The organism is Nocardia sp. GCM10030253, assembly GCF_042675075.1.
Classification (GTDB): Bacteria; Actinomycetota; Actinomycetes; order Mycobacteriales; family Mycobacteriaceae; genus Nocardia.
In genome coordinates, this window is the sequence record NZ_JBHTDL010000014.1 from 414330 (window position 1) to 439139 (window position 24810).

The window sequence follows — 24810 nt, forward strand, 5'->3', positions numbered from 1 at the left end:
TCTTACCAGCTGGATTCGCTGATTCCAGATGTGGGTTCGGCTTTTCGGCTGTGGTCGAAGTCCTCCACGTCGGTGAATGTCATGACGGCGCCGGTGTCCTCGACCGCGCGCTCGGGCGCTCCTGGCGGCGCCGTGGAAACCGGTGGCTCGAGCGGTATCTCACGTTCGAAGTCGGGCATGCCTTCGATCACTTCCGACAGCTTGGGCAGCCGCGCACGTCGGTCGGTCAGCGGTGCCGCCAACGCGTGACTCTTCCTGGCCACGTCGGCGGCGGCGTCCTGCGCGGTCTTGGTCACCAGCTTGGCGATCTCGTCGTAGCTCATCTCGCCGATGCTCGCGGAGAACTTGGTCTCGATGACAACACCGTTGGCGTTCACGGTGACCGTCACCATCTTGTCGCGTGAAGTGGCCGTGCCGATCAGCTTGACCCGCTGCTGCTGCGCCTTCGCGATGGCTTGCATCTGCTCATGAAAGGCATCGATAATCGATGCCATATCCCCCTCGTCTTGCTGTTCTGTCATACCGCCCTCTTCAGCCACCCGGTGGTTCGCGACGGGCTACCGGACCCGGTCGGTGTCGACCACTCGCCTCAGACTTGCTCGAAGCCGTCCTCCGAGGCCTGTTCATGCCTCTTGACGGTCTCCGCGGAGCGGTACTGCCCCTCGGACATGTTGGCGAACGAATCGGCCATATTCTGGGTGCCGCCAACCATATTCGCCATCGACTGGACGAAACCCTCAGGACCGTCCGCGAATTTGCTGCCGAACTTGTCCGGGCCCCACGCGGTCGAACCGACCGACATCGCCGAGTTCACTGCGGTAATCAACCTGGTCAACGAACGATGGACCTTAGCGGTGTCTTCACCGGCGGCACGGAACTTCTCTTCATAGTTCTCGAATCGGCCCATGTCGAAGCTCCTGCTCTCGCAACCCTTCACATCCGATCATCGCACGAAAGGCACGCCGCTGGTCAGTGAACCGTCAATGAAGATGGCCACCTTCGATTTCGACTCTCTTGGCCATGCTGGTACCTCGATCTTGTTGCCGCACCGATGATCCGATGATGGCGGGAACCGTCCGTCCCGGACCCGGAAACTCCCGAACGGTTTCGCGTCACCGAGGCGAGTCGGGCCCCTTACGCCGATTGTGTTCGGCAAGCATGCGTTTCAGCTCGGTTCGGCGGGTCATCGCATTGGATCCGTCCAGTTGGCCGGCGAAGGCCGCGCGGGCGGCCGTGACCAGCGTTTCCGGCACATTCGGGTGGGCCTTGGCGATCTCGATCAGCGCGGCATCCGTCTCGATGTCCAGCCCGGTCTCCGAACGAAGGCCGCCGCCGGAGCTGACCGAGGCGAGTTCGCGCTCGAAGTTGCGGCGCAGCTCGTCTTCGGTGGGGTATCGGCTTCGCACCATATGCAGATCAGGCCTCTACTGAACCGTGCCGCTGCTGGAAACGCTGCTCGAACTCGGCGATGTACACCGCCGGCGCCACCGACGACGAAGACTGCTCCAGCACACCGTCATCGGCGATATAGAAGATCGCGCGCCCGATCGAGATCTCGCCCGGTCGGGTCGGCACGAACACCATCCAGCCGACACTGATCCGATCTGCGCGCAGCTCCTCCGGCGGATACCCGGATGTGTCCATCCCCCGGTCCACAATGAACTGCCGCACCCGCGCGATCGCGTCCACTTCGGGCATCGGCTCGGGCAGCATCATCGCCACCCCGGCCATCGTCAGCTGGTAATAGGCGCTGTCGACGTCGAACGTGCCGTCCTCGCCGAATACATCGACCACAGTGTCACGGGTGACAAGACCGACCTCGGCGGCGGACACCAGATCGAGCACGGCCGCGCGCTGACGGTCCGTCGGTTGTTCGGCAACCAAGCCGGCGATCACCTCCACCACAGTGTCGGTGGTCCAGACACCGGGCACCGCATCGCTGAGCTGGTCCGCGGTCGGCGATTCACCGCGATACCAGCTACCGCCCTCCCACCAGTAGCAGAACGACAGCAGACCGTTGGCCGCGCGCGGATTCAACACCGGATTGGCCACCCACTCCGGCGCGCCCGCGTACAGCTCGGGCATCGACTCGCCGCCGTTATAGGTGGCATCCAACTCCGGCGCGTTCCAGATGCCGCCGGACAGCACAGCCCGGCCACCTGGCAGCACGTACAACGTCGAACCACTCCGCTTGGCGCCCTCGAACCAGCCGAGCGCGGGCAACACCCTTGGGCCCCACAGTGATCCGGCCGCCACGAACGCCGCCGCCATCACAGCCCACCGCGACCACATCACCGGGAACGCCGGAAAATCGCGGTCCGAAACCGAAGCCCGTACCCCGGCTTCGCGGTCCGCACGAGCCTGCGCGGCCGCCGCCTGCGCGGTGCGGGACTGCCTGTCACCGTGACCGACATAGGCCGCCAACCAGACCGGAAGCGAATCGCGCGGGTACACCTCCAGGTCCGCGGCGTAGACCTCGGCCGGAAACAGCTGGTCGTCCGGGAACGGCTCGTCACCGTAGTCGTAGTCGACTTCGATCTCGCCGGCATTGCTCAACGTCAGGACAAACCGCCACCACGGACCGTCGCTGAGCTGAGCCGACATGCGCCGATGTTCGCGGACCAGTTCGAGCACCGACGATGTCGGCTGAATGCGCACGGCTCGCTGTTGGTCGTCGGAGAAGAAGACCTGTGCCACTTCGGCGGCCGTCGTCATCGCGAACACCGCGTCCAGTTGCCGCCACCCTTGCGGACCGAGCGCGGCCAGTTCCCTGGCAATCTGATGACCGAGTCCCTTGGCTTGCTCGGCGACGTCCGTATCCGGCGCATCCCCGATAAGGGTGAACTCGACGTCGGGATCGTCGTTGTTCTCTTCGAAGCTCCTCATGAACTCCCGCATGAAGTCTTCGTCGGCATCCTGGTCGCCGGGCACCGCGTGTTCCTGGTCCCGACTGCCGGGGAACGCGGCACCGGTGTCCGCACGATCCTGGACCTTGTCGTTACGAGCCTCGTCGTCTGGACTGGTCACGTCGCCGCCATCTCCTCATCTGCACACGCGGCCGCACCCGCGTAGGGGAAGGCTGCCGCTGCGCCCGAGCTGTGGTCACTGCCCCTCATATTGGCACAGCGACACGCCGCGCATCTGTCGAACAGTCGCCGCGAGTTCGGCCGGATACTGCGCCCGAACTGCGACTCGACCGGCGACCCGCCAACCCGTGCACCGGCGACGCCGAATCCATTGGCGGGCAGCACCACCTCGAGCGGTCGCAAGGTGGCCTCGATGTGAACTGCAAGGTGCCGTGGCAGTGACGCGCAGCTTCGCCGCCGATAGCTCCGCCGTGCCCAGTTCGAGCTGCGATCACCGGCGCACGCTGCCCGCTTTTGTGGCAGACTCGGCGGGCATGATGCGGCCGATCGACGACCGTACGCGGAAGGTTGATGCGGGAGTTGGGATCGCGATGGATCTGAGCTCGATCGAGCGCCGAGTGGCTGCGGATCGAGGGGCGGCGATCGACCGGTCGATCGAAGCCCAGCTGCGACTGGCCACGTCGTTGTGCGAATTGGCCAAGGCCTTGGTCGCCACGAAAAACGACTCCGGACGTGACCGGACTGCCGAAGCCTTGGCGCCCGCGCAGGAGGCGGTCGCCATTCGGCTGCATTGGCTCACCGCCGGGCAGGTGTCGGCCCAGTTCGCGGGCGAGGTGCAGGACGCGCTGCGGGTGTTCGAACAGGCTGCCCGCCATATCGGCCACCGCGAACTGGCGGCGAGCACCATCCGCAGCGCCTGCGGCGCCTATCGGCAAGTGGCGCATACACATCCACAAGCGGCGGGCGTGTGCGCAGATGCCTTGTCGAAGTGTGGTGTCTGGTTGTGCAGGCTCGATCCGAACACGGCCGTCGCCGCGTCCGAGGACGCCGTACGGATCCGCAGTGGGCTGTTCGCGGCGAATCCGGATCAGTCCGGCAAGTACCTCGCGTCCCTGAGCACGCTGCTGCGCACGCTCATGGTCGGCAGACAGCGCAAACAGGCCATCGCGATGTATCGCGAACGGTATGCGGCGCTGACCTCGCCCGAAATGACGACGCGGCTGCGCCAGACACGAATCGAGGACATAGACCTCACCATCAAGTCCTACAGCGCGCTCGCGAAGCTGGAATGCGCGACACTCGAACGCGCCGGACGGCTCACCCAGCAACAGATCCTGTACCAGACCTCGGGCGACCTCTCCACGATCGAAGAGATCAACTGGAAGCTGGCCCTGGTCGGCATCAAACCATTGACCCCCGGCGCGATGCCCGATCCGCCGTCGCGGCCGGTCGAGATCGCGACGACGTTCGGCGCGTTGAGCGTGCGCTGCTCGGCCCGTGACGCCATCGCCCAGGTTCGCGCGGCAGTCATCGCCGCGTACGCGGCCGACGGTGCGCAACCGGCGAAGGGTTCCACCCATCTCGGTGGGGTGGAAATCATCTGGAGTGCAGCCGATCTCGAACTGAACTCGGCGGCGAAGCTGGGCGACGACATGGTGCTCATCGAACAGCCGTACCCGGGCACGGTGACCGTCATGAGCCTGAAGTGGGAGTTGGCGAACGTCGGTAGACATCCACTGGCGCTGCGGCTTTCGACCCGTTGGCCGGTGATCAGCGTGGCCGCCACCGAAAACATGGCCTATGAATTGTGCCGATACGAGGGCGGCAAGGCCATGCAGTACGCCGCCCTCGGCCGGCCGAGCGGACAGGCACCGCTGGATGAGCCGCTGGCGCCCTTGGACTTTGCGGCACTGGCCGATTACGGCGCGGACTACGCGTCCGAAACCCAGGTCCGCGCCGCGTTCGGCAATTCGCCGATGTTCGCCAAGCTCACTCACCTGCCTGCCAACGGAATTCGGCAGGCCGCCGAGACCGTCCCGCACACCGACCTGCTCTTCTTCCAGAAAGTGAATACTCCGGATCCGAGCTGAGACGGCACACCCACCGTTGCGATGGCAGGACCGCACGGCATGATCACCGATGTGCGAGTCCTATTACAACGAGTGACCACCGCCCAGGTGACGGTCGACGACCAGATCGTCGGCCGGATCGACCCGGCCGCCCACAACGCACCCCACGGCCTGGTGGCCCTGGTCGGCGTCACACACAGCGACACCGAGGCGACCGCGAAAACCTTGGCGGACAAAGTGTGGCGGCTGCGCATCCTCGACGGCGAACGCTCCGCCGCCGATCTGGACGCACCCATCCTGGTGATCAGCCAATTCACCCTCTACGCCGACACCACCAAGGGTCGCCGCCCCTCCTGGAACGCCGCCGCCCCAGGCTCGGTCGCCGAACCCCTCGTCGAGGCGTTCGCTCAGACCCTGCGCGATCTGGGCGCCACCATCGCCACCGGCCGCTTCGGCGCCCACATGCACATCGACCTCACCAACGACGGCCCCGTCACCCTGCTCCTCGAGAGCTGAACCACCCACCGCCGAACCCTGATCAGGACTGTCGCGGCCCGCGCGGCCGCATCGTTCGGCGCAGGAGCCGAGCCTATTTCCATCGAGCCCGGCACCGAGATGCGCGGTGAACAAATTGCGCGCTATCCCGGCGTAACCACAATCGCCGATGCCGCGGAGTCGATTCGACATGCCCCGCGTCACCGATGCCATCCGCAGTCCCGAAACCCGGCGTACCGCGGCCATTGAAGATACTCGCTGACAGGATGCACGGCAGCCCAATGGAATTCGAGTAGTTCTCTACTCAGGTGAGCGATCGACGGTGCCGCATACGATCTCTACATCGTTAAGAGTTCATCTCGAGTCGGGAAGGAAAACCACTGACACACCACAGCGTTCGAACCGACTGCCTGACCGAAAGGCAAGGTCAGACGTGCAGGCGCGGGTGGAAGGAACGACGTCACCGATCCAGCGACGAGCTGGGATATCGCCCGGTGACGCCGGTGTATCGACCAATGTGTCGAAACCGGTGTCGCGAGGCGTAATCGCCTGCGGGCCTGCCCGCGGCGTCGGTGCGTATCGGGCCTCGCCGCGCAACGTCACCGTGCCGTTCGTCATCAATGTCGCAGCACCCCAACGTCAGAGCGCTCCAAATGTCGGCGCTTTGTCAATGTTGGTGCGTCGTCGCTGTCGGCTCCGTCGTCAATGTCGGCGGAAGGCCGAGATAGGTGCACCGTCAATGTCGGCACACCCGCCAGTGTGCTGCTTTGCCAGTGTCGGCGCGCCGCCGATTGTCGGGTCCGTCGTCGACGTCGGCGGAAGGCCGCGCACCGGCAATGTCGGAGCACCCATAATGTGCTGCTTCGTCAACGTCGAGGCGCATCAAAGGTTAGGCGCCGCATAATGTCACGGCGCGGCCGACAGCAAGGCGGCGTCGTCAATGTCATCGACACCCAACGTATTTCACAGTCGAACGCCATCCATCCGGATGCCCGTCGACTATTCGGGGCGCAGCGTCAGAATTCGCGGTCCGTCTTCGGTGACGGCCACCGTGTGTTCCCAATGCGCGGCGCGACTGCCGTCGAGGGTCACCACGGTCCAATCGTCGCCGAGCACCTTGGTCTGAGTCGTGCCCAATGTCAGCATCGGCTCGATCGCAAGAACCGATCCGACAACAAGTTTCGGCCCCTTGCCGGGATCGCCCTCGTTGGCGAGGAACGGGTCCATGTGCATTTCGCGGCCGATGGCGTGGCCCCCGTAACCGTCGACAATGCCGTAGGCGCGACCGTGCAATTCCTCCGCGGCGCGAGTGCCGAGTTCGATGGCATGCGAGACGTCCGTCAGCCGGTTACCGGGCAGCATTGCCTCGATACCGGCCTCCATGGACAGCTTGGTTGCCTCACTGAGCAGCCGATCGGCGTCGATGATCGGGCCGACGCCGAACGTCCACGCCGAATCACCGTGCCAGCCGTCGAGAATCGCGCCGCAGTCGATGGAGACGAGATCGCCGTCGGTCAGGATCTCCTCCGAGGTCGGAATCCCGTGCACCACACGGTCGTTCACCGACGAGCAGATCGAACCGGGGAACCCGTGATAGCCCTTGAAGGACGGCACCGCGCCGGCGTCGCGGATCACCTGCTCGGCGACCTCGTCCAGCTCCAGGGTGCTCACTCCGGGCTTCGCGGCATCGCGCACCGCGACCAGCGCGCGACCGACGATGGCACCTGCCGCCGCCATGGCGTCCAGTTCGCCCGCGGTGCGGAACGGCACCACCTTCTTGCTCTTTCGACCGAAGACCATGACGGTTCAGTGTCCCATCGCTGGTGCGGTGAGCGGCATCAGTGTCCCAGTGCGCGCAGCGCGCGGGCGTTGACCTCGTCGACCTCGCCGACACCGTCCACGGTGACGACCAGCCCGTCGTAGTGCTCCAGCAGCGGCTCGGTCTCCTCGCGGTAAACCCGGAGCCGGTTGCGGATCACACCTTCGTTGTCGTCGGCGCGGCCACGGGCCAGCATCCGCCCGACCACGGTGTCCTCTGCCACGACGAAGCACAGCACCGCATCGAGCTTGGTGTCTATGTCGGCGAGGATCTTCTCCAGCGCGTCGGCCTGATCGACCGTGCGCGGGTAGCCGTCGAGCACGAAGCCGTTGGCGGCGTCGGGCTCGGCAACGCGGGCCTCGACCATGCGGTTGGTCACATCGCTCGGCACCAGATCGCCCGCGTCCATGTACTTCTGCGCTTCTCGACCGAGCGGGGTCTGCTGGCTGATATTTGCACGGAACAGGTCCCCGGTGGAGATGTGCGGAACGCCAAGCTTTTCCGACAGCAAGACAGCCTGGGTGCCCTTGCCGGCACCCGGCGGACCGAGAAGTACAACTCTCACTTGAGGAACCCTTCGTAATTTCGATTCATCAGCTGGCTCTCGATCTGCTTCACCGTGTCGAGACCGACGCTCACCATGATGAGCACCGCGGTGCCGCCGAACGGAAGGTTCTGCGCACCACCGGATGAGCCGATATCGAGGAACAGATTGGGCAACACTGCCACGAGACCGAGGTAGATCGAGCCGGGGAGGGTGATACGGCTCAAAACGAAATTCAGATAGTCGGCAGTTGGCCTACCGGGACGATACCCCGGAATGAAGCCACCGAACTTCTTCATCTCGTCTGCGCGCTCCTCCGGGTTGAAGGTGATCGCGACATAGAAGTAGGTGAAGAACACGATCAGACCGAAGTAGATCGCGATGTACACCGGGCTGCTCGGGTTCACCAGATATTTCTGGACGATGTCCTGCCACCAGCTCGGATCCGGGTTGTTCTGCGACGACGTCAGCTGCGCCACCAGGTTCGGCAGGTACAGCAGCGAGGAGGCGAAGATCACCGGGATGACACCGGCCTGGTTGACCTTGAGCGGCAGGTAGGTCGAGGAGCCGCCGTACATCTTGCGGCCCACCACGCGCTTGGCGTACTGGACCGGAATCCGTCGCTGGCCCTGCTCGACGAAGATCACCGCGACGATGATGGCGAACGCGGCAAGACACACCAGGCCGAACACCAGACCACCACGGCTGTCCAGGATCGACTTGCCCTCGGTCGGGATGCGAGCCGCGATGCCCGCGAAGATCAGCAGTGACATGCCGTTGCCGATGCCACGCTCGGTGATCTGCTCGCCGAACCACATGACAAGCGCCGCACCGGCGGTCATCACCAGCACGATGATGATCATGCCGAAGATGCTGGTGTCGGCGAGGATGTCTTGCTGACAGCCCTGCAACAGCTGCCCACGGGCCGCGAGCGCGACCAGACCGGTGGCCTGCAGGATCGCAAGGGCGATCGACAGGTACCTGGTGTACTGCGTCATCTTGTTCTGGCCTGCTTGGCCTTCTTTTCGCAGTTCCTCGAACCGCGGGATGACGACAGTCAGCAGCTGAATAATGATGCTGGCGGTGATGTAGGGCATGATGCCGATCGCGAAGACCGACAACTGCAGCAGCGCACCACCGGAGAACAGGTTGATCAGCTGGTAGATACCAGCTGATTCACCACCGGAAACCAGGTCGATACATTCCTGGACGGCCTGGTAATCGACACCGGGGGACGGCAGCGCGGCACCCATGCGGTACAGCGCGATCAACCCCAGCGTGAAGAGAATCTTCCGCCGTAAGTCCGGAGTCCGGAAGGCCGATACGAAGGCGGAAAGCACAGATCCTCCTGGCGAACGACATGGTCATGCCATGGAAATAACCCATAGCGAGGCTTGGCAGACAACAATTGAACTCTAACAGTGGCACCGGACGAGCCTTCACTCGTCCGGTGCCACTACCTGCAGAGTACCGTCAGCCCAGCTCGGTGACAGTGCCACCGGCCGCGGTGATCTTCTCCTTGGCGGCGCCGGTGACCTTATCGACGGTCACCTGGACCGCGACACCGATCTCGCCGTCACCGAGGACCTTGACAAGCTGGTTCTTGCGAACCGCGCCTGCGGCGACGAGCTCGGCCTTGCCGATTTCGCCACCCTCGGGGAACAACTTGGCGATCGCGCCGACATTCACAACCTGGTATTCCGTACGGAATCGGTTCGTGAAGCCCTTGAGCTTGGGCAGCCGCATGTGCAGCGGCATCTGCCCACCCTCGAAGGCGGCCGGAACGTTCTTGCGAGCCTTGGTGCCCTTGGTACCACGGCCCGCGGTCTTGCCCTTGGAGCCTTCACCGCGACCCACACGGGTCTTCTCGGTCTTGGCACCCGGAGCCGGACGCAGGTGATGCAACTTGATGGTCATGTCAGACCTCCTCAACTGTTACGAGGTGGCGCACGACGTTGATCAGCCCACGGTTCTGAGGGTTGTCCTCACGAACCACGGTCTGGCGGATCTTACGCAGGCCGAGCGTACGAAGGCTCTCCCGCTGGTTCGCCTTGGCGCCGATCGACGACTTGATCTGGGTCACCTTGAGATCTGCCATTTACCTGCCTCCCGCTGCCTGAGCGCGTGCGCGCAGCATGCCCGCGGGGGCAACGTCCTCGAGGGGCAGACCACGACGGGCCGCGACCTCTTCCGGACGCTGCAGCATCTTGAGTGCCGCAACCGTCGCGTGCACGACGTTGATGGCGTTGTCGCTACCGAGCGACTTCGCCAGAATGTCATGAATGCCAGCGCATTCCAGCACGGCACGCGCCGCGCCACCGGCGATCACACCGGTACCCGGCGAAGCCGGACGCAGCATGACCACACCGGCCGCCGCCTCGCCCTGCACCGGGTGGGTGATGGTCGAGCCGATCATCGGGACGCGGAAGAAGTTCTTGCGAGCTTCCTCGACACCCTTCTGGATGGCCGCGGGAACTTCCTTGGCCTTGCCATAGCCGACGCCGACCAGACCGTTGCCGTCACCGACGATCACGAGGGCGGTGAAGCTGAAGCGACGACCACCCTTCACGACCTTGGAGACACGGTTGATCGCGACGACGCGCTCGAGCTGGTTCTTCTCGGCCGCGTTGTCCCGACGGTCGCCGCCACCGCGACGATCACCGCCACCACGACGGCTGTCGCCGCGGCCGCCCTCGGGGCCTCCGGCTGTACCATTCTGTCCGGCGGGTCCGCTGCCGCCGTCACGCCTCTGACGTCCCGGCATCAGACGTTCCTTCCGTTGTTCTTGATCATCAGAATTTCAACCCACCTTCGCGAGCGGCGTCCGCCAGCGCGGCGATCCGTCCGTGGTAGTCGTGACCACCACGGTCGAAGACGACAGCCTCGATGCCGGCAGCCTTGGCACGCTCGGCCAGCAGGGCGCCGACCTTCTTGCCCTTGGCCGACTTGTCGCCGTCCAGTGCACGCACATCGGCCTCGATCGAGGACGCGGCGGCAATGGTCTTGCCGATCGAGTCGTCGATGAGCTGTGCGTGCAGGTGGCGCGAGGAGCGGTTGACCACCAGGCGCGGACGCTCGGTGGTGCCGACGACCTTCTTGCGCAGACGGAAGTGACGGCGCGTCTTGGACAGACGACGCGTGGTCGAAACGTCCTTGCCGCGCGGGACGCGCTTGGCCTTCTGGTTTTCGGTTTGCGCCATGATCACTTACCCGTCTTTCCGACCTTGCGGCGAACGACCTCGCCGGCGTAGCGGATGCCCTTGCCCTTGTACGGGTCGGGCTTACGCAGTCCGTGGATCACAGCGGAGATCTGGCCGACCTTCTGCTTGTCGATTCCGGACACAGAGAACTTGGTGGGGGTTTCCACCGCGAAGGTGATGCCCTCCGGCGCCTCGATCGGGACCGGGTGGCTGTAGCCGAGGGCGAACTCGAGGTTCGAACCCTTGGCCGCGACGCGGTAACCGACGCCGAAGATTTCCATCTTCTTCTCGTAGCCCTTGGTCACACCCTCGACCATGTTCGAGACCAGGGTGCGGGTCAGGCCGTGCAGCGCGCGGCTGCGACGCTCGTCATCCGGACGCACGACCTCGAGCTGGCCGTCCTCGCCCTTGGCGATGGTGATCGGCTCGGCGACCGTGTGCGACAGGGTGCCCTTGGGACCCTTGACCGACACGTTCTGGCCTTCGATGGTGACATCGACGCCTGCGGGAATTGCGATGGGCTTCTTGCCAATACGCGACATTGTCCTACCTCCCCTTACCAGACGTAGGCGAGGACTTCCCCGCCTACACCTTGCTTGGCCGCCTGGCGATCCGTGAGCAGACCGGTCGACGTGGAGATGATCGCCACGCCGAGGCCGCCCAGGACCTTGGGCAGGTTGGTGGACTTCGCGTACACACGCAGACCCGGCTTCGAGACGCGGCGCAGGCCCTGCAGGCTGCGCTCACGGCTGGGGCCGTACTTGAGGTCGACGACGAGGCTCTTGCCAACGGTCGCGTCCTCGGTCCGGTAATCGGCGATGTAGCCCTCGCGCTTGAGGATCTCGGCGATGTTCGCCTTGAGCTTCGAGTGCGGCGCCTTCACCTGATCGTGGTACGCCGAGTTGGCGTTGCGCAGACGAGTAAGGAAGTCTGCGATCGGATCAGTCATGGTCATGTTTTTGACCGTTTACCTTTCTCGCAACGGTTCCCATGCAAGAGCCCGAAGGACTCGTGGGCCTATCACGAAGTGGGGGTTAGTTTCCCGTCGTGACCCGGCTTGCGCCGGGACGACGGAAGTTGGTGGTGGCTACCAGGAGCTCTTGTGCACGCCCGGCAGCTCGCCGCGGTGCGCCATCTCGCGAACGCAGATACGGCACAGGCCGAACTTGCGGTAGACAGCGTGCGGGCGACCGCACCGCTGGCAGCGGGTGTAGCCGCGGACCGCGAACTTCGGCTTGGCGTTGGCCTTGTTGACCAGTGCTTTCTTGGCCATATGCTCAGTTCTCCTTGAACGGGAAGCCGAGGTGCTTGAGCAGCGCGCGGCCTTCTTCGTTGTTGGTCGCGGTGGTCACCACGGTGATGTCCATACCGCGCGGACGGTCGATGGAGTCCACGTCGATCTCGTGGAACATCGACTGCTCGCTCAGGCCGAACGTGTAGTTGCCGTTGCCGTCGAACTGCTTCGGCGACAGGCCGCGGAAGTCGCGGATACGGGGCAGCGCGATGGAGACCAGACGGTCGAGGAACTCCCACATGCGGTCGCCACGCAGCGTGACCTTCGCACCGATGGGCATGCCCTCACGCAGCTTGAACTGCGCGATCGACTTGGTCGCCTTGCGGACCTCGGGCTTCTGACCGGTGATCAGTTCCAGATCCTTGATGGCGCCGTTGATCAGCTTCGCGTCACGGGCGGCGTCACCGACACCCATGTTGACGACGACCTTGACCACGCCGGGGATCTGCATCACGTTGGCGTACTCGAACTCGCTGTTGAGCGCGTCCTTGATTTCGGCCCGGTAGCGCGCCTTCAGGCGCGGCTGGGTCTTCTCAGAGGTAGTCATGTCAGATGTCCTTCCCGTTCTTACGGGAGATCCGGACCCGCTTGCCGCTCTCCTCATCGGTGCGGTAACCGACACGGGTCGGCTTGCCATCGGAATCGACGACCATCACGTTCGAGACCTGGATCGGGGCTTCCTGGGTCACGATGCCACCGGAGGAGGCGCCACGCTGGTTCGCGGAGTTCGCGACGTGCTTCTTGATCCGGTTCACGCCCTCGACCAGGATCTTGCCGGTCGCCGGGTAGGCCTGAATGACCTTGCCCTTGGCGCCCTTGTCCTTACCCGAGATGACGAGCACGGTATCGCCCTTGTGCACCTTCATGTCAGAGCACCTCCGGGGCCAGCGAAACGATCTTCATGAACTTCTTCTCGCGCAGCTCGCGGCCGACCGGGCCGAAGATGCGGGTGCCACGCGGGTCGTTGTCCGCCTTGATGAGCACGGCGGCGTTCTCATCGAACTTGATGTAGGACCCGTCCGGACGGCGGCGCTCCTTGACGGTGCGCACGACGACGGCCTTGACGACCTCGCCCTTCTTGACGTTGCCGCCAGGGACAGCGTCCTTGACGGTGGCGACGATGATGTCACCGATGCCGGCATAGCGACGTGACGAGCCACCGAGCACGCGGATGCAAAGAATTTCCTTCGCACCCGTGTTGTCGGCGACGCGCAGTCGCGACTCCTGCTGAATCACTTCAGCCTCCTTGACCTGGATGTATACGCACGCCGGATTGCCGACCCGACGGGCATGGTCGTGTAACCACCCGAACGCGCGCCTGCCAGCGGTTATGTGGATCTATAAGACCCAACCACTGGGGGTTCACGGTCGGATTGCGGGCATAGCTCCCGCAGGCAACCGCACTAGTGTAGGTGAATCCCCAGGTCGAACCCAAATCGGGTCCGTTCCCGCAGCCTGACATTCAGCTGTGAAACCCCCGCCGATCAGTGCTCGTGGTCCATCACGTTACTACCCTCGGTCCAAGCGAGATCACCAAAAGAGCTGCTGATATTCCGCATTACCGCTGGAAAAGGGGTTTTCTTGAGTTCATCCGCCGGTCCGGTCCGATTCGACCGTCGCGCCTTTCTGATCGCGCTCGGAGTGATTCCGGCCACCACCGCTTTGGTGTCCTGCTTCGGGGACGAGACGACACCGCAGACCGGGGTCGATATGAGCGGTGCCGACCAGGCGATCCGCCCGCAGGACGATCTGTACCGACACGTCAACGGTGGCTGGCTTCACGACTATCAGCTCCCGCCGGACCGGCCGTCGTATACCTCGTTCAACGAGATCGGCGACCGCGTCCAGCAGCAATTGCGCGAGATCGTCGAGGGCATCCGCGACCCACGGCCCGGGTCCGCGGAGCAGCGGATCCGCGATCTCTACGACGCCAGGCTCGATCTGGACGAGATCGAGCGGCTCGGCACGACCCCGCTCGCCGACCTGTTCGCCACCATCGACGGCGCCACGAACAAGGCAGACCTCGCCAGGGTGATGGGCGCGCTGCCGATCGGCGGTCTGATCGGGCTCGGGGTGACCGTCGACCAGAAGAACTCCGGCACCTACATCGCCACCATCCGGCAATCCGGCATCGACACCCACATGGGCGAGCAGTACTACCGGAAGCCCGAATACGCCCAGCAGCGTGCGGCCTACCTGACCTATCTGGAACGTGTCGCCGCTGGTGCGGGCTTTCCCGATCCGTCGGGCACGGCTCGACGGGTGCTCGAGCTGGAGACCAGGATCTCCGCCGGTTTTTGGGACGACGTTCGCTTGCGGAATCCCGACGCCACCTACAATCTGCTCGGCTGGACCGAATTGGCCACGCTCGCACCGCAATTCGACTGGGATCCGTGGCTGGCGGGCAATACCGATCGGCCGCGGGAGCTGTTCGACAAGGTCGTGGTCGGCCAGCCGTCGTTCGTGACGGCGGCGGGTCAGCTCTGGGCCGACGTCGATATCGCCGATTGGCGGGAGTATCTGCGGATGGCCGTGGTCAAGAAGTACGCGTCCGAATTGCCCAAGGCCATCTCCGATGCCGACTTCGACTTCACGGGCAAGGCGCTCCAGGGCCTGCGACAGCGCCAAGAGCTGTGGAAAGACGGCATCGACACCGTCGACAGCGCGCTCGGCCAGGAACTCGGGAAACTCTATGTCGGCACGTACTTTCCGCCCGCGGCCAAGGACAGGGCCCAGGCACTTGTCGCCGATCTGATGGCCGCCTACCGCGACAACTTCACCAACTCGTCGTGGATGTCGCCGCCGACCAGAGCGGCGGCGATCGTCAAGCTCGACAAGATCGACGCGAAGATCGGCTACCCGGACACCTGGATCGACTACTCCGGACTGCGGATCACCAGGGGCAAACTGATCGAATCCATCCGCGCGGCAGACACTTTCGAATTCGAGCGCAACTTCGCGCGGCTCGGCACACCGGTCGACAAGTCCGAATGGAACATGCCACCGCAGACGGTGAACGCCATGTACGACCCGAGCGCCAACCAGATCTCGTTCCCGGCCGCCATTCTGCAGCCTCCGTTCTTCGACAAGGACGCCCGGCCTGCGGTCAACTACGGCGGCATCGGCGCGATCATCGGCCACGAAATCGGCCACGGCTTCGACGACCAGGGGTCGGAATACGATGCCGACGGCAACCTGCGCGACTGGTGGACCCCGGCGGACCGGGCCGCGTTCGACGCCAAGACCACGCAGCTCATCGCGCAGTACAACGTGCTCGTACCCGCCGGCCTCGATCCGAGCAAGCACGTCGACGGCGCACTCACGGTCGGCGAGAACCTGGCCGATCTGCGGGGACTGACCATCGCCCTGGCCGCCTTCCGCATCGCCGAGCAGCGCGCCGGCAACGACAACCCCGACTACCGGAGCATGTTCCTGTCCTGGGCGCGTATCTGGCGGAACAAGGCGACCGAGCAGCGGCAGGAATTGCTGCTGGCCATGGATGTCCACGCCCCCAACGAGTTCCGCTGCAACCAGGTGATCCGCAATATCGCCGAGTACTACGCCGTCTTCGGCGCCAAGGCGGGTGACAAGCTGTTCCTGCCCGAGGACCAGCGCGTCACGCTGTGATACACCGGGCCCACAATGCCCTGGACAGGTAGCCTCGGGCGAGCAAGATTGCGCCTGACGAGGATGCGGCGATACCGCATCGGGAGAGGAATCCTCGTGACATCAACCGGTCGTGCCGGTCATCTGGACCGTCGTGCCTTCCTGGTCGCGCTCGGGGTCGTACCGGCCGCCGTCGCGCTGGTTTCGTGCTCGATGAACGACACAGTGCAGCTCACCGGCGTCGATCTGGGTGGCGCCGATGACGCGATCCGGCCGCAGGACGATCTGTATCGGCACGTCAACGGCAAGTGGCTGCGGGAATACCAGCTGCCGCCGGACAAGGCCGCCGTCGGTGCGATCAGCGAGGCGAGCGACCGAACCCTGGACCAGTTGCGGGCGATCATCGAGGGCATCAAGGACCCGAAGGCGGGTTCGGAGGCGCAGCAGATTCGCGACCTCTATGACGCGCGACTGGATCTCGACACGATCGAACGGCTCGGGATGACCCCGCTTGCCGACCTGTACGCCAAGATCGACGGTGCCGCGACCAAGCCGGACCTGGCCAAGGTGATGGCCGAACTACCCATCGCGGGTCTGATCGGGATCGGTATCGGTATCGATCGCAAGAACTCCTCTGCCTACATCCCGACCATCAGCCAGTCAGGTCTCGGCCTCAGCGAGCAGTACTACCGCAAGCCGGAGTTCACGAAGCAGCTCGCGGGATACAAGACCTACGTGGAAACGATGGCCAAGGCCGCCGGCTTCGCCGATCCGACCGGGCTGGCGCAGCGGGTGGTCGATCTGGAGACCAAGATCGCGGCCGTGCACTGGGACAGCGTGCGCAATCGGAATACCGATGCCACCTACAACCTGATGAGCTGGTCCGAATTGACCGCGCTCGGACCGCAATTCGACTGGGATCCGTGGATGGCGGGCAATACCGACCGGCCACGGCAGCTGTTCGACAAGATTGTGGTTTCCCAGCCGTCCTTTGTGACTGGCGCGGCACAGCTGTGGGCCGACGTCGATATCGCCATCTGGCGTGAATACCTGCGCGTGAGCGTGACGGCGAATTACGCCCGTTTCCTGCCCAAGGCCATCTCCGACGCACGGTTCGACTTCGTCGGACGGGTGCTGAGCGGACTCGACGAACGGCCGGAGCTGTGGAAGTCGGCCGTCGGCGTCGTCGATGACAATCTCGGCGACCAGCTCGGCAAACTGTATGTCGCGAAGCACTTTCCGCCGGACGCCAAGGATCGCGCCAAAGAAATGGTCGCCGATCTCATGGCCGCCTACAAGGAAAACTTCACCCATTCCACCTGGATGTCGCAGCCGACCAGGGAAGCGTCCATCGTCAAGCTCGACAAGATCGAGACCAGGATCGGCTACCCGGACAAATTCGACGACTACTCCGGACTGACGATCACCCGGGGCAAACTGATCGAATCCCTGCGCGCGGTCAATACTTTCGAATCCAAGAAGGCGTTCAATCGGCTCGGCACCCCGGTCGACAAGGCCGAATGGGGCATGTCGCCGCAGACGGTGAACGCCTATTACTCCCCCACCAATAACCAGATCACCTTCCCCGCCGCCTATTTGCAACCGCCGTTCTTCGACAAGGACGCCACGGCCGCGGTCAATTACGGTGCGGTCGGCGCCACCATCGGCCACGAGATCGGGCACGGCTTCGACGATCAGGGCTCCAAGTACGACGCCGACGGCAATCGGCGCGACTGGTGGACCCCCGAGGACCTCGCCGCCTTCGAAGCCAAGACCAAACAGCTCATCGACCAGTACAACCCGCTCGTCCCGGAGGGCCTCGATCCGAAGTACCACGTCGACGGCGCACTCACGGTCGGCGAGAACCTGGCCGATCTGCGCGGGCTCCAGATCGCACTGGAGGCCTACCGCATCGCGGCGAAGCGGGAAGGCAAGGAACCGGATTTCCAGCAGATGTTCTTCTCCCATGCCCGCAGCTGGCGCGAGAAGCAGACCGAGGAGGCCACCATCAACCAGCTGCAGGACACGCACTCCCCCAACGAATTCCGCTGCAACCAGGTGATGCGCAACCTCGCCGAGTTCTACAACGCCTTCGGGGTGAAGGAAGGCGACAAGCTGTTCATGCCCGAGAACCAACGCGTCAGCTTCTGAGCGACCTCGAGTTCCGACTATCCGGCAAGGAGCCCGGCCACCGTGCCGGGCTCCTTCGGTTTCGCTTATCGAACGAGGTCCGCGAAGCCGATCGGGGACGCGCCTCGATGAAAGGGTTCGATGATGAAGTCTGTTCGGATACCCCGTGGCTGGACCTGGGCGGTGGTTGCCGTGCTGGCCGGCACGCTCGCCCTGGTTTTCGCCACCTGGGGGGCGTCGAGAGACGACGAAGAGCCCGGCAGCGGCGAACCCGTGACCATCGCCCACGCGCGCGGCACAACCACGGTCGATGGTTCCCCGAAAAGGATTGTCACCCTTGGCAATCAGTGGATGGATACGGCCCTGGCACTCGGCGTGACTCCGGTCGGCTATATCGACACCGCCGCCACGGTGTCCGGCACCAATCCGCCGTGGGCGCCCGACTCGCTGACTTCCGCGAGGGCGTTGAACACCACCGGCAATATCGCCGAGCAGGTCGCGGCACTGGAACCGGACCTGATTCTGGTGGACGGGTTCCTCGCCGATCAGAAGACCTACGACGAGCTGTCCAAGCTCGCCCCGACACTGCCGGCGCTGAGCACGGAGGCGGTTGCGCCATGGCGGGACCAGGTGACCGCCCTCGGTACGGCGCTGCGCAAACCGGGTCGGGCCAGCAAGGTCATCGCCGACGTGGATAAAAAGGTCGAGACCATCACGCAGGCGAACCCCGGGCTGAAGGGCAGGACCTTCGTCAGCACCTGGCTGGCGAGTCCAGCCCAACTGTTTGTGCTCGCGGACCCGAACGCCGCTTCCAGCCAGATCTTCACCCAGCTCGGTCTCAGCATTCCGAAGAACCTGACCGACCAACCCGCCAGCCAGGGCAGGCTGGCACTGTCGCCGGAGAGTGTCGACGAGCTCACCGCCGATCTGCTGCTGGCGGGCTACTCCCCCGGCATGGACGAAAAGTACCGTCAGCTGGCGGGTTACAACGAGCTGCCCGCGGTCGAGAAGGGGGCCGTCGTGTTCCTGACCGTCCAGGAGATCAGCGCCGTCAACCAGCCGACCGCGCTGTCGCTGCCGTATCTGCTGGACAAGCTGCAGCCCGCGTTCGCCAGCGCGGCGAAGTAGCGCACCGATCGGGGCGCGGTGTCAGCGCGCCGGGACCGGTACCGCGACCTCGGCGAGCTCATCCGCCTCGGCGAGCTCCGCCTCTTCGTCATGGACGTACTTGTCGCCCGCGAAGTAGGAGGCGGTAGCGGCAAGGAACATCATCGCGGCCGCGGCGACGAACACGACGATCAGACCGGAGTGGAACGGGCCGGTGAGCAGGTGCGGGAAGAACTCCTGGCCGGTCAAGGTGTCGGCGTTGACACCAGGCCTACTCAATTCGCCGGAGGGGCCGAGCAATTCCTGGATCGGATTGAAACCGAGGAAGGCGGCGAACATGCTGGCCACCGGGGGCATCCCGGCAAGTTGGGCGGCGGCGTCCGCCGAGACGCCCTGCGCGCGCAGCCCGGAGTCGAGCGCCGCGGGCAGGCCGGCGGCGAGACCGACGACCATGAGGGAGAAGAAGATTCCCATGGACAGGGCGTTGCCGCCGTTGAACAGGGTGCCGCGCATGCCGGAGGCAGCGCCGCGCTGGGCGGCGGGGACACTGGACATGATCGCGGCGGTGTTCGGCGAGAAGAACAATCCGCTGCCGATCCCGTTGATCAGGATGATCAGGGCGAACAGCCAGTAGTTGAAGTCGACCGGGATCATCAGCAGCAATAGGAAGGTCAGCCCCGCGATCACGGCGCCGCCGGTGGTGAACAGCCTGGCGCCGTAGCGATCCGACAACCAGCCCGAAATCGGTCCGGCGGCAAGGAATCCCACGGTCAACGGCAGTAGATAGATGCCAGCCCACAGCGGAGTGGATTCGAAATCGTAGCCGTGCAACGGCAGCCAGATGCCCTGCAACCAGATGATCAGCATGAACTGCATACCGCCACGGCCGATGGAGACCATCAGGTTGGCGAAATTACCGAGACCGAACGCCCGGTTGCGGAACAGGGCGAGGTTGAACATCGGATCGGCGACCCGGCTCTCCACCACACAGAACACGCCGAGCAGCACGATGCCGCCGATTACCGCGGTCAGCACCCATGGGCTATACCAGCCGGTGGCGTGCCCACCATAGGGCTGGATGCCATAGGTGATACCGGTCAGCAGCGCGGTCAGCCCGAGGCCGAAAGTGATGGTGCCTGCCCAATCCACCGTGCCCTCGGCGCGCACGCCGACCTCGTGCAGCGAGCGGTAGGACCACAACGCGCCGAGAATGCCGATCGGGACGCTCACCCAGAACACCGCGCGCCAGTCCCACTCCGACAGCACGCCGCCGATGAGCAGACCGAGGAACGAACCCGCCACGGCGGCAACCATATTGATGCCGAGCGCGGTACCGCGCTGATTCGCGGGGAAGGCGTCGGTCAGGATCGCCGAGGAGTTGGCCATCAGCATGGCCCCGCCGACGCCCTGGACGACTCGCCAGATGATGATCCACATCGCTCCTGACCCGCCGTTCCACGGATCGAAGGACAGTGCGATCGCGCAGAGTGCGAACACCGCGAAGCCGAGGTTGTAGATACGTGCGCGCCCGAAGATGTCGCCGAGCCGCCCGAACATCACCACCAGCACCGCGGTGGCCAGCAGGTACCCCATCAGTATCCAGAGCAGGTAGCCGACATTGCCCGCGTCGAGCGGGTTCAGACCGATGCCACGGAAGATCGCGGGCAGTGAGATCAGCACGATCGACGAATTGATCGCGGTGAGCAGTACACCGAGAGTTGTGTTCGTCAGGACGATCCACTTATAGCGCGGATGGTCCCTGTCGTACCCCAATCGACGGCGGATGGTCCGGACATCGCCGAGGTCGAGGTCGGTGGATGTATTCGTCACGGCAGCCCCTTGCAGAATCATTAGCTCTGCAAACTATATAGTTAGCCGATGTAACGATCAACTGGCGGCAGCTCGCAGTCGAGATACCGGCACCGCGCGGTCTCCTACCGTGGTTCGGCGAGTGCCCGCGCACGTGCGCGTGGCCAGACCCTGGCCACGTCGAGCAGGTGCGATAGCTCTCCGGCCATATCCCGATCGACCGATTCGCGACGGTCGAGCCCCTTGGCCGCCATTACCGGCACCGCACCCTGTCTTTTGTCCTGCGCCGCACGCGCGATCCGCACGGCATAGTTTTCGACATGTCGGTCCGCCGCGCCGTCCGGTGGAACGTACTGCTGGAGTTGCAGGAGCGCGTCCCGGATCTCGACGATCGTGCGGTACAGCCGAGAATCGGGATCACGACTGTGCCCCGTTCGGGGTGGCAGCACGATCTCGGGCACCGCGGCGGTGAGGTCACGCCAGAGCGGGAGCAACCGCCGCAGGTCGCGGCCGGTTCGATCCCATCCGGTTCGGGTGAGCAGCGCATTTCCCATGGGGACCGCCGTCAAGGAGGTGACGAGGGAGAGGGTCAGGCACGACATCAGTGTCCAGTGCTGGCCCGGGCTATTCGATAAGCCACCGCCGAGCACCTGGATCCCGTCGGCAATCGGCGCGTACACCCAGAACGCCGCGGCCACCATGAGGGCCGAAAACGCGAACCGCGCTCGCATCGAGGCGTTCTCGGCACGAATCTCCCGCAGACTCGCTTGGATCACCCCCAGCCCGGCGAGCGCCAACGGCAGGTTGAAGATCATCCACACCACACACGATTTCCACCCGAAGCCGGGTTCCACCGGCAGCCCGGTCCACATCAGCAGCCCGCCCGCGACGACAGCCGACAGGTCGTAGCGTCGCTGACGACGCAGCGCCGAACCGGAATCGGGCCGGGTGAACAGACCTGCCAGACCGTAGACACTCGACAGGCTCAGCACACCGCAGACGAGGAAGAGCCGCTGCGCCAGATCGGCGAATTCGCTTCCCGCTCCGCCCGTTACGAACAACACCGACAAGCACGACCAGCCCAGCGCCCGATTGATCAGCTTATCGGCAGCCGAGTCGTTGACGAGGCACCACCGGCCGACGGTGACAGCACAGACGAATGCGATGACCAGAACCTCGAGCATCAGGGGTGCTGGGGTTATCATCGGTCGCCTCCATAGTTAAGATAGGCTAGCCTTGGCCGACTCTGCGCGGCGCGCATAGCGTCCCGTGCCAGATAGTTCAGGTTCGACCAACGGAGGTTAGCGGTTTTGCCCGCCGTCACATATCCCGACCAGACCCGATTCGCGCTGCGTGACGGTGTCACCTGCCTGACGACGCCGGCCGGAGCGGTGCTGTTGAATCCGCCGCGCAACGAAAAACTCACCGGACTTGCCACCGGTCAGCTACAGGCACTCAAGACCCTGAACCGGGGGCCTGCCACGGTCTCCGAAATGGCCGCTGCCGCGGGCGGCGATGACGTCGCCGGTCTGATGGACCGCCTCGCCGACGGCGGGTGGCTGGCCGTGACAATGCGCAACGGCGGACGTGACCTGTACACGATCCGCCCGTTCGGACAGCCCGCATCGCGGCCGACGACCGCACTCCCCTGGTCGGCGACATTGTCGAAATTCGCCGTACTACATCGGGACTCGGAGGGATTTGTGCTCGAACACCCGCGGGCGTGGTGCGATCTGCGCATCCACGATCTGCGGCTGCTGGCACTGCTCGACGGGCTCGGCGCGGCCGACGCCAACCTGCCGATCGCCGTCAAATCACAGTTCGCCGACGATCTGCACTGGTGCGGATTCCTCGTCTCCGACGCGGACGCCGAGGATCGGGAGTTCGGTACGCGGAGCTGGAGCCTGCCCGATCTATGGTTCCACCGCCGCAGCACGCTCGGCGAACGCACCGTCACCTGGGAACACTTCGGGCCGACCAAATGGGCGAAGGGCCAGTTCCCGCAGCCGCCCGCGCGGAAGCCGAACTACCCCGGCGAACCGATCGCGCTGCCGTCGCCGGACCTGGCGGCCAAACGCGTCGACGACCCCACGCTGACGGCCGTGCTCGAGGACCGGGTATCAACCAGAGCCTTCGACGACGCGCATCCGATAACCCTTGGTCAGTTGGCCGAACTGCTGTATCGCACCGCGCGAACCCGCGGTACCCAGCCTGCGGGCGAGGGCGAGGAACTCCTCTCGCGGCCCTACCCCTCGGGCGGCGGTGTCTACGAACTCGAGCTCTACCCGGTGGTGCGCAACGTCGCCGGGCTGGAACCGGGTATGTACCACTACGATTCGTTCGACCATGTGCTGCGTCCCGTCACGGCCGCGGATTCGCCCGCGGTATCCCGGCTGTTGAAGTCCACCTCGGCGACCTTGGCCGAGGGAGCCGACCCGCAAGTGCTCCTCATCATGGCGGCGCGCTCCGGCCGGGTCATGTGGACCTACGAACAGGTGGCATACGCCGCCATTCTCAAACATGTCGGCGTACTGATGCAGACGATCTATCTGGCGGCGACCGCCATGGGCCTCGGCGCGTGCGCCCAAGGTTTCGGCGATACCGCCGCCTTCGTCACGGCCGCCGGTGTGGACGAACTGGAGGAGTGCAGCGTAGGCAGCATGATCATCGGTTCCCCGGCGCCGCGCTGAGTCGCGGCGCTCGGTCGGTAGCGAGGATCGCGCGCTTGGCCTTCGGCCATTGCGCTGCCATCTCCAGTAAGTGGCGCAATTCCAGGTCGCGGCGTAGAGCTGCGGTATCGGCGGCCCCGGTGGCGGACGCGGCGACGATTCCGGCCTCCGCGCTGCGCACAATATGTAGTGTGCGACTGCGGATGTCGCCGGGGTCGGCGTCGGGGACATGTCGGCGCAGGTGCAGCAGTGCGTCGCGGATCTCGATCGTCATCCGATAGCGACGCAGGGCAGGATCGCGACGACCGGCGTTGTCGGGTACCAGCGCGATATGTGGCACCGCGGCGGTGAGATCGACCCACAGCGGGCGCAATCTCCGGCAATCCCGACTATCACGGTCCCACCCGATGCGCACCAATAGCATTCGTACCAGCGGGATCCCGAGCAGCGCCGCGATGACCGCGAAGAAGGCGAAACCGCCGAGCGCCCAGCCCTTTCCCGAATCGCTCGGCGCAACACCCCTTCGGTACCGCATGAGCAGGATCACGGCGTAACAAATCCAGAAGGACGCCACACAGATCAGCGCGGAGTAGGCGATCCGTTCAGTAGGCGGCGAGTCCGTGCAACGGATTTCGCGGAGGCTCGCGCGCATGAGCAGGAAACCGGAAACGGCAAGTGGCACACAGGATATCGCCGCACCGAAGCCCTGCCAGCGCACCGGGGTTGCCGCAGGAACCAGGTGTACTGCGGCCGCCGCATCGATCAAAACCGTGACAACGAAACCCATCAGGGCGAGCAGGTCGTATCGACGCTGCCGTCGGCGAGCGTCGCGTGGATTCGCGCCGTCCAGCATGCGCGCGACCCCGTACACGCTGGCGACGGTCAGGAATCCGACCACCGCAACCACCTGGGCGGCTACGACCGTGAGATCGGTGCCCGTCGTCGCGACCCGGAGCAGCATCCCCGCGCCTGCCAGCCCCAATGCCCGGTTGATCAGCCGGTCGGTCGCACTGTGGTGGACGAATATGCACCGCAGGATCGCAACCAGGATGGCGAAGACCGTGATCGCCGCCACCGGAGCGGTGGGGACCGCGGTCATAACCGCGGGTCCCGGTAGGCACGGCGGGCAGCCCGGATGCCGTCATCCCCGGTCTGATCCCTCATGTGTCGAACGATAGGGCTTCGACGAATCCGGACTGCT

26 protein-coding genes are annotated in these 24810 nt (G+C 64.8%); 6 read left to right on the forward strand and 20 right to left on the reverse strand.

The features are described 5' to 3' along the window. Nucleotides 1–2: 2 nt before the first annotated feature. From ACFQZZ_RS31350 to ACFQZZ_RS31365, 4 genes are all read right to left on the reverse strand, one after another. Nucleotides 3–521 (reverse strand): YbaB/EbfC family nucleoid-associated protein, encoded by a 519-nt coding sequence (locus tag ACFQZZ_RS31350; protein ID WP_378687845.1) that lies wholly within the window; start codon nucleotides 519–521, stop codon nucleotides 3–5. A gap of 68 nt (nucleotides 522–589) precedes the next feature. Then, the gene (locus ACFQZZ_RS31355) at nucleotides 590–907 is read right to left on the reverse strand and encodes a hypothetical protein (protein ID WP_378687848.1); all 318 of its coding nucleotides are present in this window, start codon (nucleotides 905–907) and stop codon (nucleotides 590–592) included. Nucleotides 908–1112: 205 nt separating this feature from the next. Continuing rightward, nucleotides 1113–1409 carry a hypothetical protein gene (locus tag ACFQZZ_RS31360; RefSeq protein WP_378687851.1) on the reverse strand — a complete coding sequence of 99 codons (297 nt, stop codon included), beginning with the start codon at nucleotides 1407–1409 and terminating at the stop codon, nucleotides 1113–1115. 7 nt (nucleotides 1410–1416) lie between these two features. Further along, nucleotides 1417–3027 carry a hypothetical protein gene (locus ACFQZZ_RS31365; RefSeq protein ID WP_378687853.1) on the reverse strand — a complete coding sequence of 537 codons (1611 nt, stop codon included), beginning with the start codon at nucleotides 3025–3027 and terminating at the stop codon, nucleotides 1417–1419. Between the two features lie 277 nt (nucleotides 3028–3304). Between ACFQZZ_RS31365 and ACFQZZ_RS31370 the strand changes: the two genes are divergently transcribed. Both ACFQZZ_RS31370 and dtd read left to right on the forward strand, forming a co-directional pair. Beyond that, nucleotides 3305–4957: a hypothetical protein gene (locus ACFQZZ_RS31370; RefSeq protein ID WP_378687856.1), complete on the forward strand. Its 1653-nt coding sequence runs from the start codon at nucleotides 3305–3307 to the stop codon at nucleotides 4955–4957. Nucleotides 4958–5008: 51 nt separating this feature from the next. After that, a complete protein-coding gene (dtd, locus tag ACFQZZ_RS31375) occupies nucleotides 5009–5452 on the forward strand; it encodes a D-aminoacyl-tRNA deacylase (RefSeq protein WP_378688058.1) in 444 nt (147 codons plus the stop codon). 978 nt (nucleotides 5453–6430) lie between these two features. Here dtd and map read toward each other — a convergent pair. From map to rplN, 13 genes are all read right to left on the reverse strand, one after another. Then, a complete protein-coding gene (map, locus tag ACFQZZ_RS31380; protein ID WP_378687859.1) occupies nucleotides 6431–7231 on the reverse strand; it encodes a type I methionyl aminopeptidase in 801 nt (266 codons plus the stop codon). Between the two features lie 38 nt (nucleotides 7232–7269). Then, nucleotides 7270–7815, reverse strand: a complete 546-nt coding sequence (locus tag ACFQZZ_RS31385) for an adenylate kinase (protein WP_378687861.1) — start codon at nucleotides 7813–7815, stop codon at nucleotides 7270–7272. Continuing rightward, nucleotides 7812–9134, reverse strand: a complete 1323-nt coding sequence (secY, locus tag ACFQZZ_RS31390; protein WP_378687863.1) for a preprotein translocase subunit SecY — start codon at nucleotides 9132–9134, stop codon at nucleotides 7812–7814. Before secY ends, ACFQZZ_RS31385 begins: the two co-directional genes overlap by 4 nt. Nucleotides 9135–9267: 133 nt before the next feature. Continuing rightward, nucleotides 9268–9711 (reverse strand): 50S ribosomal protein L15, encoded by a 444-nt coding sequence (rplO, locus tag ACFQZZ_RS31395; protein WP_014981722.1) that lies wholly within the window; start codon nucleotides 9709–9711, stop codon nucleotides 9268–9270. A 1-nt stretch (nucleotide 9712) separates the two neighbouring features. Continuing rightward, a complete protein-coding gene (rpmD, locus tag ACFQZZ_RS31400) occupies nucleotides 9713–9892 on the reverse strand; it encodes a 50S ribosomal protein L30 (RefSeq protein WP_062983142.1) in 180 nt (59 codons plus the stop codon). Further along, the gene (rpsE, locus tag ACFQZZ_RS31405) at nucleotides 9893–10558 is read right to left on the reverse strand and encodes a 30S ribosomal protein S5 (protein ID WP_378687866.1); all 666 of its coding nucleotides are present in this window, start codon (nucleotides 10556–10558) and stop codon (nucleotides 9893–9895) included. 28 nt (nucleotides 10559–10586) lie between these two features. Beyond that, complete coding sequence (rplR, locus tag ACFQZZ_RS31410; protein ID WP_378687868.1) at nucleotides 10587–10994, reverse strand: 50S ribosomal protein L18; 408 nt, start codon at nucleotides 10992–10994, stop codon at nucleotides 10587–10589. A 2-nt stretch (nucleotides 10995–10996) separates the two neighbouring features. Further along, nucleotides 10997–11536 carry a 50S ribosomal protein L6 gene (rplF, locus tag ACFQZZ_RS31415; protein WP_378687869.1) on the reverse strand — a complete coding sequence of 180 codons (540 nt, stop codon included), beginning with the start codon at nucleotides 11534–11536 and terminating at the stop codon, nucleotides 10997–10999. 14 nt (nucleotides 11537–11550) lie between these two features. Continuing rightward, nucleotides 11551–11949 (reverse strand): 30S ribosomal protein S8, encoded by a 399-nt coding sequence (gene rpsH / locus ACFQZZ_RS31420; RefSeq protein ID WP_014981717.1) that lies wholly within the window; start codon nucleotides 11947–11949, stop codon nucleotides 11551–11553. A 132-nt stretch (nucleotides 11950–12081) separates the two neighbouring features. Continuing rightward, nucleotides 12082–12267 carry a type Z 30S ribosomal protein S14 gene (locus ACFQZZ_RS31425; RefSeq protein WP_378687873.1) on the reverse strand — a complete coding sequence of 62 codons (186 nt, stop codon included), beginning with the start codon at nucleotides 12265–12267 and terminating at the stop codon, nucleotides 12082–12084. Between the two features lie 4 nt (nucleotides 12268–12271). Next, a complete protein-coding gene (gene rplE, locus ACFQZZ_RS31430) occupies nucleotides 12272–12835 on the reverse strand; it encodes a 50S ribosomal protein L5 (protein ID WP_378687875.1) in 564 nt (187 codons plus the stop codon). Between the two features lies 1 nt (nucleotide 12836). Next, on the reverse strand, nucleotides 12837–13154 hold the full coding sequence (gene rplX / locus ACFQZZ_RS31435; protein ID WP_378687878.1) for a 50S ribosomal protein L24: 318 nt from the start codon (nucleotides 13152–13154) through the stop codon (nucleotides 12837–12839). 1 nt (nucleotide 13155) lies between these two features. Then, on the reverse strand, nucleotides 13156–13524 hold the full coding sequence (rplN, locus tag ACFQZZ_RS31440) for a 50S ribosomal protein L14 (RefSeq protein WP_040686591.1): 369 nt from the start codon (nucleotides 13522–13524) through the stop codon (nucleotides 13156–13158). A gap of 345 nt (nucleotides 13525–13869) precedes the next feature. On the opposite strand from rplN, the gene ACFQZZ_RS31445 reads away from it, so the two are divergent. The 3 genes from ACFQZZ_RS31445 (at nucleotide 13870) to ACFQZZ_RS31455 (ending at nucleotide 19152) form a co-directional block, all read left to right on the forward strand. After that, a complete protein-coding gene (locus ACFQZZ_RS31445) occupies nucleotides 13870–15915 on the forward strand; it encodes a M13 family metallopeptidase (RefSeq protein ID WP_378687881.1) in 2046 nt (681 codons plus the stop codon). A gap of 96 nt (nucleotides 15916–16011) precedes the next feature. Further along, nucleotides 16012–18045 (forward strand): M13 family metallopeptidase, encoded by a 2034-nt coding sequence (locus ACFQZZ_RS31450; protein WP_378687884.1) that lies wholly within the window; start codon nucleotides 16012–16014, stop codon nucleotides 18043–18045. A gap of 120 nt (nucleotides 18046–18165) precedes the next feature. After that, the gene (locus ACFQZZ_RS31455; protein ID WP_378687887.1) at nucleotides 18166–19152 is read left to right on the forward strand and encodes an ABC transporter substrate-binding protein; all 987 of its coding nucleotides are present in this window, start codon (nucleotides 18166–18168) and stop codon (nucleotides 19150–19152) included. A gap of 21 nt (nucleotides 19153–19173) precedes the next feature. Here the strand turns inward: ACFQZZ_RS31455 and ACFQZZ_RS31460 are convergent, their stop codons facing one another. Continuing rightward, the gene (locus ACFQZZ_RS31460) at nucleotides 19174–20982 is read right to left on the reverse strand and encodes an MFS transporter (RefSeq protein WP_378687890.1); all 1809 of its coding nucleotides are present in this window, start codon (nucleotides 20980–20982) and stop codon (nucleotides 19174–19176) included. 83 nt (nucleotides 20983–21065) lie between these two features. After that, nucleotides 21066–22145: an MAB_1171c family putative transporter gene (locus ACFQZZ_RS31465; protein WP_378687892.1), complete on the reverse strand. Its 1080-nt coding sequence runs from the start codon at nucleotides 22143–22145 to the stop codon at nucleotides 21066–21068. Between the two features lie 105 nt (nucleotides 22146–22250). Here ACFQZZ_RS31465 and ACFQZZ_RS31470 point away from each other — a divergent pair, with 105 nt between their 5' ends. After that, the gene (locus ACFQZZ_RS31470) at nucleotides 22251–23630 is read left to right on the forward strand and encodes a SagB family peptide dehydrogenase (RefSeq protein WP_378687895.1); all 1380 of its coding nucleotides are present in this window, start codon (nucleotides 22251–22253) and stop codon (nucleotides 23628–23630) included. On the opposite strand, the gene ACFQZZ_RS31475 is transcribed toward ACFQZZ_RS31470, so the two are convergent. Beyond that, nucleotides 23605–24708 (reverse strand): DUF6545 domain-containing protein, encoded by a 1104-nt coding sequence (locus tag ACFQZZ_RS31475; protein ID WP_378687897.1) that lies wholly within the window; start codon nucleotides 24706–24708, stop codon nucleotides 23605–23607. The genes ACFQZZ_RS31470 and ACFQZZ_RS31475 overlap by 26 nt on opposite strands. Between the last annotated feature and the right edge of the window lie 102 nt (nucleotides 24709–24810).

Bases quoted from the DNA above. Each gene is read 5' to 3' on its own strand.
- ACFQZZ_RS31350 (WP_378687845.1), bottom strand. From the start codon at position 521: ATGACAGAACAGCAAGACGAGGGGGATATGGCATCGATTATCGATGCC.
- ACFQZZ_RS31355 (WP_378687848.1), bottom strand. From the start codon at position 907: ATGGGCCGATTCGAGAACTATGAAGAGAAGTTCCGTGCCGCCGGTGAA.
- ACFQZZ_RS31360 (WP_378687851.1), bottom strand. From the start codon at position 1,409: ATGGTGCGAAGCCGATACCCCACCGAAGACGAGCTGCGCCGCAACTTC.
- map (WP_378687859.1), bottom strand. From the start codon at position 7,231: ATGGTCTTCGGTCGAAAGAGCAAGAAGGTGGTGCCGTTCCGCACCGCG.
- rplO (WP_014981722.1), bottom strand. From the start codon at position 9,711: ATGACCATCAAGTTGCATCACCTGCGTCCGGCTCCGGGTGCCAAGACC.
- rpmD (WP_062983142.1), bottom strand. From the start codon at position 9,892: ATGGCAGATCTCAAGGTGACCCAGATCAAGTCGTCGATCGGCGCCAAG.
- rpsE (WP_378687866.1), bottom strand. From the start codon at position 10,558: ATGCCGGGACGTCAGAGGCGTGACGGCGGCAGCGGACCCGCCGGACAG.
- rplR (WP_378687868.1), bottom strand. From the start codon at position 10,994: ATGGCGCAAACCGAAAACCAGAAGGCCAAGCGCGTCCCGCGCGGCAAG.
- rplF (WP_378687869.1), bottom strand. From the start codon at position 11,536: ATGTCGCGTATTGGCAAGAAGCCCATCGCAATTCCCGCAGGCGTCGAT.
- rpsH (WP_014981717.1), bottom strand. From the start codon at position 11,949: ATGACCATGACTGATCCGATCGCAGACTTCCTTACTCGTCTGCGCAAC.
- ACFQZZ_RS31425 (WP_378687873.1), bottom strand. From the start codon at position 12,267: ATGGCCAAGAAAGCACTGGTCAACAAGGCCAACGCCAAGCCGAAGTTC.
- rplE (WP_378687875.1), bottom strand. From the start codon at position 12,835: ATGACTACCTCTGAGAAGACCCAGCCGCGCCTGAAGGCGCGCTACCGG.
- rplX (WP_378687878.1), bottom strand. From the start codon at position 13,154: ATGAAGGTGCACAAGGGCGATACCGTGCTCGTCATCTCGGGTAAGGAC.
- ACFQZZ_RS31455 (WP_378687887.1), top strand. From the start codon at position 18,166: ATGATGAAGTCTGTTCGGATACCCCGTGGCTGGACCTGGGCGGTGGTT.
- ACFQZZ_RS31460 (WP_378687890.1), bottom strand. From the start codon at position 20,982: ATGATTCTGCAAGGGGCTGCCGTGACGAATACATCCACCGACCTCGAC.
- ACFQZZ_RS31465 (WP_378687892.1), bottom strand. From the start codon at position 22,145: ATGATAACCCCAGCACCCCTGATGCTCGAGGTTCTGGTCATCGCATTC.
- ACFQZZ_RS31475 (WP_378687897.1), bottom strand. From the start codon at position 24,708: ATGACCGCGGTCCCCACCGCTCCGGTGGCGGCGATCACGGTCTTCGCC.